Source organism: Bradyrhizobium sp. IC4059 (assembly GCF_020193615.1).
GTDB classification, from domain to species: domain Bacteria; phylum Pseudomonadota; class Alphaproteobacteria; order Rhizobiales; family Xanthobacteraceae; genus Bradyrhizobium; species Bradyrhizobium yuanmingense.
In genome coordinates this window covers 215833-229431 of record NZ_JADYVH010000005.1, presented here as the reverse complement: position 1 = coordinate 229431, position 13599 = coordinate 215833, and the positions used below count along the sequence as shown (strand labels likewise).

Here is a 13599-nt window from a genome sequence, read left to right as displayed (position 1 = left end):
GGGACATTCGTCATGGCCGATCCACGCCGCGTTGAATTCGGGGACTTCCTGAGGTCCCGCCGCGAAAAGCTGTCGCCGAAGGCGGTCGGGCTTCCGGTGGGCCGGCGCCGGCGCACCGCGGGGCTGCGCCGCGAGGAGGTTGCGCAGCTCGCCGGCATCGGCGTCGACTGGTACATCCGTCTCGAGCAGGGCCGCACGGTCAGCCCGTCCGTGACCACCGTGGATGCGCTGGCCCGGGCCCTCCGTCTCAGCAAGGCCGAGCACGCCCACCTCAAGGCGCTGGCGCGCGAGCCCGCAAGGAGCCCCTTCACCCGCGAGATCGTGCCTCCGCCCATTCGTCGCATGATCGAGAGCCTGCATCAGCCGGCCTACATCATCGGCCGGCGCTGGGACGTGCTGGCCTGGAACGATGCGGCCGAGGAGGTGTTCGGGTTCGGGCGATTGCCGGAGCAGGATCGCAACACGCTGCTTCTTATGTTGACGAACAAGCAGACGCGAAAATCCTATGGCGCCGGCTGGACCGACGTAGCCAAGGCGATGGTGGCGATGTTTCGCGCCAATCACGACGTCTGGGCCGGCGATCCCGCCTTCACGGAGCTGCTGACGCGGCTGCGCGAGAGCAGTCCGGAATTCGTCAAATGGTGGGAGGCGCACGACGTTCGCAGCACCATCTCGGGCCGCAAGACCATGAACCATCCGACCAAGGGCGTGCTGCACTTCGAGCACACCAGCTTCCAGGCCAACGACGATCCCGCGCTGAAGCTCGTGATCTATACGCCGCTCTAAGCCCGCCGTTGTTGAAGACACTTGACCACCTGCATCGCGCGCTGGGCCGAGCAGGACCCGAGAGGCGTCTTGATGCTGAGCCGCCCCTCGCGCCGGGAACCGAAGGCCCCACCTACAGTTACTGTCTCATCATTGTGCAGGTGGAGCGAGGGACGTGTTCGGGGTTGACCGATGACGACAGCGACCGGGGGATCCTCGGCCGACCGCAACGCCGTCTTGGCCACCCTCGGCGATCATATTCGAGAGATCGGCAGCCCCGACGATCTCGCCTATGCGGCGGCCGAGCTGCTTGGCCGCAGCCTCAATGTCAGCCGGGCAGGTTACGGCACCGTCGACACCTCCGCCGAGACCATCACGATCGCGCGCGACTGGAATGCGCCTGGGATCTCGAGCCTGGCCGGCGTGCTGCGCTTTCGCGACTATGGCAGCTATATCGAAGACTTGAAGCGGGGCGAGACGGTCGTCTGCGCCGATGCCGAAAAGGACGCTCGCGTCGGCGACCGCGCCCGAGCTCTCGAGGCGATCTCGGCGCGCGCATTCGTCAACATGCCGATCTCCGAGCCCGATGGGGTCGTGGCGCTGCTCTACCTCAACAATGCCACGCCGCGCGAATGGACCCCGGCGGAGCTCGAGCTCATCCGAGAGGTTGCCGAACGCACCCGCACCGCCGTCGAACGTCGCCGTGCCGAGAGCGCGGTGCGCGAGAACGAAGCGCGACTCCTCTTCCTGGACGCTCTCAACAAGGAAACGGCCAAGACGCGCGATGCAGACGGCGTCATGGCAGTGACGACGCGAATGGTCGGTGAGTATCTCGGCGTCTCCAACTGCGCCTATGCCGACATGGATCCTGATCAGGACGGCTTCACCATCCGCGGGGATTGGGCTGCCCCCGGTGCGATGCACATAGTGGGGCACTACAGCCTTGCCGACTTCGGCGAGAAGGCGGTGCGAGAGCTGGGCGCCGGCCGCCCCCTCATCATCAACGACAATCTGAAGGAGATCGCCCCCGAGGAAGCCGCCACCTTCCAGCGCATCGGCATCGGTTCGACGATCTGCATGCCCTTGGTGAAGGAGGGGCGCCTGACCGCCTTGATGGCCATTCATCACCGTGGCCCGCATCTTTGGACGCCGCGCGAACTTGCCTTGCTCACCGAGGTGACGGAGCGATCATGGGCGCACATCGAGCGCGTCCGATCGGAGCAGGCGGCGCGCGAAGCTGCCGAGCGGCTCGTCCTCGCCAACAAGGCCGCCGGAATCGGCACCTGGGACTACGATCCGGTCAACGACATTCTTCGATGGGATAACCGCTGCAAGGAGGTGTTCGGTCTCTCACCGGATGCCGAGGTCAGCTACGAGGGCTCATTCCTGAAGGGCATCCATCCCGACGACAGGCAGCGCGCCCATGAGGCCGTCTCGACCGCGTTACAGCCCAATTCTCCGGGAAGCTACAACATCGAATACCGCACCGTCGGCATCGAGGATGGTGTCGAGCGCTGGATCGCCGCAACGGGTCACGCGATCTTTTCTGACGGCCACGCCACGCGATTCATCGGGACCGTGCTGGATATATCCGCGCAAAAGAAGACCGAGCGTCATCTGAGGATCCTCAACGACACGGGAGCATCGGTTGCCCGCGAACGCGATCTCGAGAGGATCGTGCAGATCGTGACGGATGCCGGCGTCGAGCTGACGGGCGCCCAGTTCGGAGCCTTCTTCTACAACGTCCTGGCCGCGGACGGCGGCAGCTACATGCTGTATTCGCTGTCCGGCGTGCCGCGATCCGCTTTCGAAAACTTCCCGATGCCGCGCGCCACCGCCGTGTTCGAGCCGACCTTCAAGGGCACGGGCGTGGTGAGGTCGGACGACATCCTGCAAGACCCGCGCTATGGCAAGAATGCGCCGCGGAAAGGCATGCCCGAGGGCCATCTCCCGGTCCGGTCATACCTTGCGGTCCCCGTGATCTCGCGCAGCGGCGAGGTGCTCGGTGGGCTTTTCTTCGGTCATGCGGAGGTCGGTCGATTCCACGAGGAGCACGAATCCGCATTGCTCGGCATTGCCGGCCATGCCGCGACGGCCATTGACAATGCCCAACTGCTGACCAGGCTCGAAGCGCTCAATGCCGAGCTGGAACAACGTGTCGCCGACGAGATCGCCGAGCGCATGAAGGCCGAGGAGCAATTGCGGCAATCGCAGAAGATGGAAGCCGTCGGGCAATTGACCGGGGGGATCGCCCACGACTTCAACAACATGCTGGCCGTCATCCTCGGGAGCTTGAATCTCGCCAAGCGGCGGCTCGGCAAGGGCGAGCTCAACATTGACCGCTTCTTGGATAGTGCAACGGATGGTGCGAACCGTGCCGCCACGTTGACACAAAGATTGTTGGCGTTCTCGCGGCAGCAGCCTCTTGCGCCCGAGGTCGTGGACATCAACAAGATGGTCGGTGAGATGAGTGAGCTGCTCGAGCGCTCGCTCGGCGAGCTCGTCCGTCTCGAGACGGTCCTCGCGGCTGGCCTTTGGCGCGTCAAGGCAGACCCTGCCCAGCTCGAAAGCGTTCTCGTCAATCTTGCTGTCAATGCACGCGATGCCATGCCGAAGGGTGGCAGGCTGACGATCGAAACCGCCAACGCCTCGATAGATCGGAAATATGCCCGCGAATACGCGCTGCAGCCGGGGCAGTACGTGCTCATTGCGGTGACGGACAACGGCACGGGCATTGCGGCGGACGTGCTGGGAAAGGTCTTCGATCCGTTCTTCACGACCAAGATCGTCGGCAAGGGGACTGGACTTGGCCTCAGCCAAGTCTACGGCTTCGTGCGGCAGTCGGGCGGCCATGTCAAAATCTATTCGGAGGTGGACGTCGGCACGACCGTGAAGATCTATCTTCCACGCTTCGCGGGCGAGGAGCCTGTCTCAACCCCGTCGCACGGCGTGCCACATCCCGGTGCAAGTCCGCAGAGCGAGACCATCCTCGTCGTCGAGGACGACGAGCGGGTCCGCGGCATCTCGTCCGAAAGCCTGCGCGAGCTTGGTTATACCGTCGTCGAGGCCGCCAGCGCCCGGGAGGCGATCGGCAAGATCGAAGGCGGTTTCGTTCCGGATCTGCTGTTCACCGACGTCGTCATGCCCGACATGACCGGTGCCGAACTCGCGGCCGAGCTGTCGAGACGATACCCGGATCTGAAAGTGCTGTTCACCACCGGCTACACGCGCAACGCGATCGTCCATAATGGCGTGCTCGATGCCGGCAAGCATTTACTTTCCAAGCCCTTTGCGATCGAGGACCTGGCCGCCAAGGTCCGCTCCCTGCTCGACGAGGGGTGAATGAATGTTGCGCGTTGAATCGTCCCCCGAGGCGATGTCCGACGTCATTTCAAGGCGACGGAGCGGGGCCGTGGGTTTGTGCTGACGGTCAGTTGGGGGGCGGGCGTCCAAGGGCTTTCGGGCCAATGAGCTGCCTGCCAGGGAGCGGCTTTCCCCGGCAACGTCGGCCAGGAGCTTGCCGGGCCCGGCGTCGGCAATGCACAGGATGCCGTGAGCCGAGCCCATTGTGACGGCAGGCCCGCCAGGTCGAGCTCGAATGTCATGATGTCCGTCTTGTCGTCCGCGATCGGCGTGGTTTCGCGGACGTGCAGGGAGCGGGAGGCCAGTATCGCCTTGACCATGTCGGGGTCGATGTTGCTGCGCCAGACCTCGTGCTTGCCGGTCCGCAGCGGAGATCCTCCGGCCGTCTTCTCCTTGTCGGCATCCGCCGTGATCAGGATCGTGCTCTTGCCGGTGGCCGTTTCGTCGACCTCGGCCGCAAATGTCAGCGGTGCGCCCTTGCTGCTTTCGCAAGACAGGCGCAGCTCCATCGTTCGGAACGCGGAGCCGTTCGCCTTCTTTGCGGTCGCGATCTTGCGGACGAACGGCCGGGCCTCCTTCTCCAGCGACCAGTTTGTCTCAGCGAGCGGTCGCGTGTCGATGCCGAAACCGTGGAGCTCGGATCGCGTCAGCACGTGCAGGCTTTCGAACTTCACCGTCCGGATGAGGGAATCGAGCTCGCGGCCAATTCCCATCGCCGCGATGAACGCGGCGCGATCGCGATCGGCCGCCAAGAGCCGGCGGCGCCTGTATTCCGCGACCGCCGCCGGATCGGGCCGTCCGTCGAAGGCGAGCACCAGCTTGGAATTATGGACCGCTATTGTGGCGTCGGGGGCGACCTCGCGCGATGCCGCCCCCAGAAACAGGTATGCGCAGGCCGAGTTGCACATGGCACGGTTCGTGGTGAGTTCGGCCTCGACCTCGCCGCTCGCGTTCTTGAGCTTCAAGCAAGCGGCGTCTCCCTGCGTGCCCGCGGCGCAGGCGGTCGCGATCGTCCGGCCGACCCTGGCAATCGCCTTGCGGCTGCGCAGCAACCGCGCGATCGCGTAGGACTGCTCGACGTTGCCGCCGGGCGAATGAACGTAAATCGGACGCTGCAGGTCCTTGACGGCGGCGAGGAAGCGGCGAATGCGCAGCGCCGCCTCCCGATCGATTTCGCCCTCGATGGCAATCCAGCGATCGCAGCCCGGGCCACATGCATCGGGTGGCCCCTTGGCGAGATAGATCGTCAGCCTGGAGGCGAAGCCGGCTTTCTCGACCGGCGTTGCTTCGGCACGCAAAGTGCCCGGAAGCAGAAGCAAGGCAAGGAGGAGCAGGATACGGACATGCATGCAGCAAGCGACCACGCACGGCGAGGAAGAGGTTCGACCCTATATGAGAAACGCCGTTATCACAACTTTTGATGGGCCGGCCGGTGCACGCTTATTTCGTTCACCGGCCACCGCCAGCAACGCATCCATGCGCGGCGTGCTATCGTCCGTCAGTCAAGATCACGTCAGACGATCGATGATTTGCAACAGTCGATCGCAGGACGCCTCAATTCGTTTGAGCGGAGACGTTGCCACGCCGAGCAAAAGTCCCGGGCGCACTGGTCCGTTCGACGCATACCAGAGCGACAGCGGCGTAGGCGCAAGTCCCATCCGTGCTGCTTCCCTGGCGATGGCCAGGTCGGGTGCTCCGTCCGCCAATTGCAGCACCGCCGCCAACCCGGCAAGCGCAATGTTCGCAGTGCGCGCGCGAAGGTACTTCAGCAATGCATCGCCTTGTGCAGCGTAAACCCGCTTCGTGCGCCGAAGATGCCGCAGATAATGGCCCTCGCGCATGAAGTCGGCCATCGCGCGCTGCACCGCCGGCCCAGGCGCGGGCGCAAGGCACGCAGCAGCTTCGGCAAATTGCGACGCCAGGGCGGCCGGTGCGACGACAAAGCCCAGCCGCAGGGCAGGCGTCACCGTCTTGCTGAAAGAGCCGATGTGAATGACGCGGCCGGCGCGGTCGAGCGATGCGAGCGCCGGCGTCGCCCGGCCCTTGAGCTGAAGCTCGCTGAGATAGTCATCCTCGATCACCCATGCCTTGCTTTGCGCTGCCCAGTCGAGCAGCCGTGAGCGCCGCACAAGCGACAATGTGGAGCCGAGCGGCGCCTGCTGGCCCGGTGTCACGACCACCAGTGCCGCATCAGGAGCATGTTTCATGCCGTAATCGACATCGATGCCGTCCGCATCAACGGGGATCGGCGCAACCGACAATCGCGCGAGCGCGAGACCCTGCCGGGTAAAGGGAAAGCCAGGGTCCTCCATCCAGGCCTTCTTCTGCTCGAGTCCGAGGACGCGGAGCGCCAAGCCAAGGCCGCCGCTGAAACCGGCAGTGACGATGATCTGGGACGGCGCGCATTCGATCCCGCGCGCCAGCGCGAGGTAGGCCGCGATCTCGCGCCGCAACGCCAGCTCGCCGCGTGGATCCGGGTAGATCGCCGGTGCGCTCACCTCCGCCCGAACTGCCTGCGCGCGCATCCGCGCCAGCAATGTCCCGGGAAGGGTCTCCTGCGCAGGCACGCCCATCTGGAAGATCGCGGGCCCCGCCGTCAGCTCCTGGTACATCTCCATGAACGAGCCGGGCGACGGGGCGCTGTCCCGCCTTACTGGGAACGGGGGCCTGTCGGCGACATGGGTTCCAGTCGCGCGGCTTGCGACGATCAGTTGGGCGGATGAGAGCTTTTCGTACGCCACCCGTACGGTGCCGCGGGCGACGCCGAGTTGGGCGGCGAGATCCTGCCAGGAGGGCAGGCGTGCGCCGGGGGCGAGAACGCCGCTTTCGATCGCGGTCCTGATCCCCTTGTGGATCTGCTCGGCCAGCGGCGTCTTTGCAGATCGATCGAGCTCCAGATGCAGCGGCCTCGTCATGCCTGCGTGGTACACGAGTTTTGTACGTTCTTGGTGCTTTTTTGTGGACCAGTGCAGGGGCACCTAAGGGGGCAAGAGGGAGGGTTCATCCCCCGATCATCAAGGAGCAGGCAGATGAGCGAACGGCTCAACTACAATCACGTCGCACCGGCAGGTATGAAGGCGCTGGGCGGTGTCTACGGCTACGTCATGCAGAGCGGACTTCCCGCGACGCTTGTCACCCTGGTCTATCTTCGCGTGTCGCAGATCAACAATTGCGCCTACTGCCTCGACATGCATACACGCGACCTGCTGAAGAGCGGCGTGAAAATCGAAAAGATCGCGCTGGTCCAGGCCTGGGCCGAGGCGGGCCATCTTTTCGACGAGCGCGAGCGTGCGGCTCTCGCATGGGCCGAGACGATCACCCGCGTCGCCGAGACCAACGTCCCGGATGAGGCCTATCAAGCCGTTCGCAAAGTCTTCAGCGAGCGCGAGCTGGTCGATCTCACGATCGCGATCAGCCTGATGAATGCGTACAATCGCATGTCGATCAGCTTTCGAAATACGCCGCAGGCCGCGCTCGAGGAGGCCGCCTGACCCGAAGGGAATCAGCCGAAACAGAAAGCAGGAACCTGAAAATGACGAGAGTGATCTCCGGCGTCAAAATTCCCGACAGCCAACTGGCTCGCGAGGCCGCCGAGCTGGTGCGCAGTTACGAAGACGAGATGTTGTTCAACCATTCCGTTCGCGTCTACGTCTTCGGCGCGATGACGGGATTGCGCCAGAAGCTGAAGTTTGATTCCGAGCTTCTCTATGTCGCGGCCCTGTTTCACGACCTCGGCCTCGTCGATCACTACCATACCGCGACCAAGCGGTTTGAAGTCGACGGTGCCGATGCAGCGCGCGAGTTTCTGCGGGCACGCGGCATCGCTGATTCCCAGGCCGATCTGGTGTGGGAGGCCATCGCCCTGCACACCACGCCCGGCATTCCGCAATATATGAGACCGGAAATCGCGCTCACCAACGCAGGCGTTCTGGTGGATGTGGTGGGCATCGGGTATGATCATTACACACCGGAGCAGGCGCGAGCAGGTGATCTCGGCGTTCCCGCGCGGTGACTTCAAGAACGAGTTCGTGAAGGTACAGACCTGCTCGGCGCTGAAGAAACCGCAGACGACGTTCGGGACGGTCAACTTCGACTACATCGCAGATCACGATCCGAGCTTCCAAAGGCCGAACGCGTGCACGCGGATCCGCAATGCGCCCTGGCAAAGCTGAGCAGACGCAGCGCGCTCATCGCAGGGCTATGGCATTTGAGAGCTGTTCAGCCGTTCCTGCGACCATCCTTCGAGATGTCCGCTTCAGGCGGGCTTTTCAGGTGAAAGACGGTGTGTGAGGCTGCAGCTTCCAAAAGGCACTGTCGCTGATTGGCCTCATCACGCAGACGACTCTGATCGCGTATGGGGTGTCGCTTTGTCCGGCGAAGTACGCGCGGAGGCGAGCTAGCGATTGACGCGCCCACGAATGTGATGAAAGCGAGCGAAAAGATGGCGACAATTTGGATGAGGAACTTATTCGCATTCGCCTCTATCACGCGAATGTGCGCGCGACGATGTTGCGCGCGCATGCAGCTTGTCTCGCCTCGTCAACATTGAAACTGCTGCAAAACCCCTTGTTTGATAGGGTGTCCGCGATGCTCGATTAACATTCGTTAATGAGCAAAGTCCTTTCGATCACACTGTGGCGCCGCGGCTACAGCAATTCCGTCGATCGCTGTTATGACGACCCACGGCCGGGGGGCCCACTACTGAAGAAACTGGAACGGGAATCAAATGAAGAAGAATTTGTTGCTTGCAGCTGTCAGCCTGGTCGCGCTTGGTGCGACTGCGCCGGCACTTGCGGCTGATCTCGCGGCACGGCCCTACACCAAAGCACCGCCCGCGGCGATCGCTGCGGTGTATGACTGGAGCGGCTTCTACATCGGTATCAACGGCGGCGGCGGTTCGGCTGACACGTCGTGGGATCTGGTCGGCTTCGGTCCGGAAGGCTCCCACAATTCGACCGGCGGCACCGTCGGTGGCCAGATCGGTTACCGCTTTCAGTCCGGCCAGTTCGTGTTCGGTCTCGAGGGCCAGGGCAACTGGGCCGACTTCTCGGGTGACAACATCAGCGCAATCACCGGTTTGCGGAACCGGACGCGCGTCGATGCGTTCGGTCTGATCACAGGCCAGGTTGGCTATGCCTGGAACAACGTCCTGCTCTACGCGAAGGGCGGTGCGGCGGTCGTCAGCAACAAGTACGACGTCTACAGCGTCGTGACGGGTGCGAATCTCGACCGGGCCGACGAGACCCGCTGGGGTGCCACGGTTGGCGCGGGCCTGGAGTTTGGTTTTGCTCCGAACTGGACGGTCGGCGTCGAGTACAACCACATCTTCCTCGGCGACCACAACGTCACCTTCGCCAGTGGCGCTGTCGAACGCATCGGGCAGGACATCGACATGGGTCTCGTCCGCCTGAACTACAAGTTCGGCGGCCCGATGATCGGCCGTTACTGAGACTGACCGCTCCACGTGAGTGGCTGACGAAAGCCCCGGCCTCGGCCGGGGCTTTTTTGCTGTTTGTCTTCAGCGAGTTAACCATCTCCTTTCGGCGGCTTCCGGATCGCTTGACTCCATAGAACGAAATGAGAACAATGTTCTTCATACGTTCCAACAAGGGAGCCGGCCATGTTCAGGGTTTTCGTGGAAGAAGCCGCCGCACTGGCGTCCATCACGCTGTTCGTCGGGATGATCGCGATCTGGGCCCAGGTCATTCCGCAGCTGTAGGCCGGCTTTCTCCGACCTCTTGGGGAAAAGCGGGACGACGCGCCCAAGCGGCCGCTCCGGCGTGGACTCTCAAGCTGTGAGACCCCACCATTGAGAGGCGAGTCGGCCGCGAGTGCATGATGCCTTGAGGCGCCGGAGACCGCTCCATCTCATCTGCAAGAGGCCGTCACGCGACCATGCCGAGCGCCGGATTTGTTCACCTTCACGTTCACTCGGCCTATTCGCTGCTCAAGGGCTCGATCAAGATCGCCAAGCTCGCCGAGCTTGCCAAGAAGGACCACCAGCCGGCGCTGGCGCTGACCGACACCGACAATCTGTTCGGCGCGCTGGAGTTCTCCGACAAGATGGCGAGCTCCGGCATCCAGCCGATCGTCGGCTGCGAGCTCGCCATCGATTTCGGCGATCAGGATCCCAACGCGCGCAACGCGATGGGACCCTCGCGCGTGGTGTTGCTCGCCGCGCAGGAGCGCGGTTATCGCAGCCTGATGCGGCTGAACTCGCGCGCGTTTCTGGAATCGCCGGACAGCCATGCTCCGTTCATCAAGCTCGACTGGCTCGAGGGCGAGACCGAGGGCCTGATCGCGCTGACGGGCGGGCCGGACGGGCCGATCTCACTGGCGCTCGCCGGCGGCATGGCCGAGCTCGCCGGGGCGCGGTGCGAGCGTCTGGCTGCTCTGTTCGGCGACCGTCTCTACATCGAATTGCAGCGCCACAACGCCGAGAAGGAGCGGCGCGTCGAAGGCGGCCTGATCGACATCGCCTACGCCAAGGGGCTGCCGCTGGTTGCGACCAACGAGCCATATTTCGCGACCACCGACGATTACGAAGCGCATGATGCGCTGCTCTGCATCGCCGGCGGCCGGCTGATCGCCGAGACCGACCGTGTGCAGCTGACGCCGGATCATCGCTTCAAGACGCGCGCCGAGATGGCGGTGCTGTTCGCCGACATTCCGGAGGCGCTGGCCTCGACGGTGGAGATCGCCGAGCGCTGCTCGTTCCGGCCGATGACGCGCAAGCCGATCCTGCCGTTCTTCACCGTCGGCGCCGCGGCGAGCTCGGACGCAGCCGCGGTCGAGGCGGCCGAGCTGAAGCGGCAGGCGGAGGAGGGGCTCGCCAATCGTCTGCGCGTGCACGGCCTCTCTCAGGGCACGACGGAAGAAGACTATAACAAGCGCCTGGCGTTCGAGCTCGACGTCATCATGCGCATGAAGTACGCGGGCTACTTCCTGATCGTGTCCGACTTCATCAAATGGGCCAAGGCTCACGGCATTCCGGTCGGGCCGGGCCGCGGCTCCGGCGCAGGCTCGCTGGTGGCGTGGGCGCTCACGATCACCGACCTCGACCCGATCAAGTTCGGCCTGCTGTTCGAGCGCTTCCTCAATCCGGAACGCGTCTCGATGCCGGACTTCGACATCGACTTCTGCCAGGACCGCCGCGGCGAGGTGATCAGTTACGTGCAGCAGCGCTACGGCCGCGACCAGGTCGCGCAGATCATCACCTTCGGTACGCTGCAGGCGCGCGGCGTGCTGCGCGACGTCGGCCGCGTGCTGCAGATGCCCTACGGCCAGGTCGACAAGCTGACCAAGCTGGTGCCGCAGAATCCGGCGGCGCCGGTGACGCTGGCGGCCGCGATCGAGAGCGAGCCGAAGCTGCAGGCGTTCCGCGACGAAGATCCCGTGGTGGCGCGCGCCTTCGACATCGCCCAGCGTCTCGAAGGCCTGACCCGCCACGCCTCGACCCACGCGGCCGGCATCGTGATCGGCGATCGCCCCTTGAGCGAGCTCGTGCCGCTCTACCGCGATCCCAAATCCGACATGCCGGTGACCCAGTTCAACATGAAATGGGTCGAGCCGGCGGGCCTCGTGAAGTTTGACTTCCTCGGCCTGAAGACGCTCACCGTGCTCGACGCCGCCTGCAAGCTGCTCAAGCCGCGCGGCATCGATGTCGATCTCGCCACGCTGCCGATCGACGATGCCGAGAGCTATCAGATGCTGGCGCGCGGCGACGTGGTCGGTGTGTTCCAGGTTGAAAGCCAGGGCATGCGGCGGGCGCTGATCGACATGCGCCCCGACCGTTTCGAGGACATCATCGCGCTGGTCGCGCTCTATCGGCCGGGCCCGATGGCGAACATCCCGACCTATTGCGCGCGCAAGCACGGCGACGAGGAGCCGGAATATCTGCACCCCGTGCTGGAGCCGATCCTGAAGGAGACCTTCGGCGTCATCATCTACCAGGAGCAGGTGATGCAGATCGCGCAGGTGATGTCGGGCTATTCGCTCGGCGACGCCGACCTGCTCCGCCGCGCCATGGGCAAGAAGATCCGCGCCGAGATGGACAAGCAGCGCGACATCTTCGTCGCGGGGGCGGTGAAGAACGGCGTGCCGAAGGGGCAGGCCGAGACCATCTTCGAGCTGCTCGCGAAATTCGCCGACTACGGCTTCAACAAGAGCCACGCGGCGGCCTATGCGCTGGTGTCCTACCACACCGCATACATGAAGGCGCATTATCCGGTGGAGTTCATCGCCGCGTCCATGACGCTCGATCTGAACAACACCGACAAGCTCTCCGAATTCCGCTCCGAGGCGCAGCGCCTCGGCATCAAGGTCGAGCCGCCGAACATCAACCGGTCGGGCGCGACCTTCGAGGTCGGCGAGAACACGATCTACTACGCGCTCGCCGCGCTCAAGGGCGTCGGCATCCAGGCGATCGAGCAGATCATCGCGGAGCGCACCCGGGGCGGCCTGTTCACCTCGCTCGCCGATTTCGCCGCGCGCGTCTCGCCGCGCGCGATCAACAAGCGCATCATCGAAAGTCTCGCCGCCGCCGGCGCCTTCGACACGCTGGAGCCGAACCGGGCGCGCGTCTTTGCCGGTGCGGATGCGATCCTCGCCGCCTGCCAGCGCGCGCATGAAGCTGCGACCATCGGCCAGAACGACATGTTCGGCATGTCGGCGGATGCGCCGACCATCATGCTGCCGCAGGTCGAGCCATGGCTGCCGGCCGAGCGGCTGCGCCGCGAATACGACGCGATCGGCTTCTTCCTCTCGGGACATCCGCTCGACGATTACGCGACCGTGCTGAAGCGGCTGCGGGTGCAGAGCTGGGCCGAGTTCTCGCGCGCCGTGAAGACCGGCGCCACCGCCGGCAAGGTTGCCGCGACCGTGGTCTCGCGCATGGAGCGGCGTACCAAGACCGGCAACAAGATGGGCATCATGGGGCTGTCCGATCCCACCGGCCATTTCGAGGCGGTGCTGTTCTCGGAAGGCCTTGCGCAATATCGCGACGTGCTGGAGCCGGGCGCGGCCGTGCTGCTGCAACTCGGGGCCGAGCTTCAGGGCGAGGACGTCCGCGCCCGCGTGCTGCATGCCGAGCCGCTCGATGATGCTGCGGCGAAGACGCAGAAGGGGCTGCGCATCTTCCTGCGCGACACCAAGCCGCTGGACTCGATTGCCAAGCGTCTCGCCGGGCCCGAGATGGCGGCTTCCAACGGCGGCGCGCCGAAGGTCGGCAGTCCGGGCATCGCACCGCGCGGAAACGGCGACGGCGAGGTCTCGCTGGTGCTGATGCTCGACCTCGAGACCGAGGTGGAGATGAAGCTGCCCGGCCGCTTCAAGGTCTCGCCGCAGATCGCCGGCGCGATCAAGGCGGTGGCAGGCGTCGTCGACGTGCAGCAGCTTTAGCTTCTCCGCCACGCGTTCCGGTTTTTGCAAAGTCGTCATACTGCATCGGTTGCAACCCTGCGCTGATTCCGA

At 64.5% G+C, this 13599-nt stretch carries 7 protein-coding genes and 1 pseudogene; 6 read left to right on the top strand and 2 right to left on the bottom strand.

Annotation, left to right across the window (positions count from 1 at the left end; translation table 11 throughout):
• The first annotated feature begins 12 nt into the window (after nucleotides 1-12).
• Both I6F12_RS17620 and I6F12_RS17615 read left to right on the top strand, forming a co-directional pair.
• On the top strand, nucleotides 13-786 hold the full coding sequence (locus I6F12_RS17620) for a helix-turn-helix transcriptional regulator (RefSeq protein ID WP_225156915.1): 774 nt from the start codon (nucleotides 13-15) through the stop codon (nucleotides 784-786).
• 171 nt (nucleotides 787-957) lie between these two features.
• On the top strand, nucleotides 958-4107 hold the full coding sequence (locus I6F12_RS17615) for a GAF domain-containing protein (protein WP_225156914.1): 3150 nt from the start codon (nucleotides 958-960) through the stop codon (nucleotides 4105-4107).
• 44 nt (nucleotides 4108-4151) lie between these two features.
• Here the strand turns inward: I6F12_RS17615 and I6F12_RS17610 are convergent, their stop codons facing one another.
• On the bottom strand, nucleotides 4152-5477 hold the full coding sequence (locus tag I6F12_RS17610) for a hypothetical protein (RefSeq protein WP_225156913.1): 1326 nt from the start codon (nucleotides 5475-5477) through the stop codon (nucleotides 4152-4154).
• Between the two features lie 159 nt (nucleotides 5478-5636).
• Entirely contained in the window at nucleotides 5637-7043 is a 1407-nt protein-coding gene (locus I6F12_RS17605) for a PLP-dependent aminotransferase family protein (RefSeq protein WP_225125339.1), read from the bottom strand.
• 114 nt (nucleotides 7044-7157) lie between these two features.
• Here I6F12_RS17605 and I6F12_RS17600 point away from each other — a divergent pair, with 114 nt between their 5' ends.
• The 4 genes and pseudogenes from I6F12_RS17600 to dnaE all read left to right on the top strand — a co-directional run bounded on the left by I6F12_RS17600 (nucleotide 7158) and on the right by dnaE (nucleotide 13527).
• Nucleotides 7158-7619, top strand: coding sequence for a carboxymuconolactone decarboxylase family protein (locus tag I6F12_RS17600; protein WP_036025271.1), 462 nt, complete (start codon nucleotides 7158-7160; stop codon nucleotides 7617-7619).
• Between the two features lie 41 nt (nucleotides 7620-7660).
• Nucleotides 7661-8300, top strand: a pseudogene (locus I6F12_RS17595) (HD domain-containing protein).
• Nucleotides 8301-8854: 554 nt separating this feature from the next.
• Entirely contained in the window at nucleotides 8855-9577 is a 723-nt protein-coding gene (locus tag I6F12_RS17590) for an outer membrane beta-barrel protein (protein WP_225124086.1), read from the top strand.
• A 446-nt stretch (nucleotides 9578-10023) separates the two neighbouring features.
• Nucleotides 10024-13527, top strand: coding sequence for a DNA polymerase III subunit alpha (gene dnaE / locus I6F12_RS17585; RefSeq protein ID WP_225125189.1), 3504 nt, complete (start codon nucleotides 10024-10026; stop codon nucleotides 13525-13527).
• Nucleotides 13528-13599: the final 72 nt, after the last annotated feature.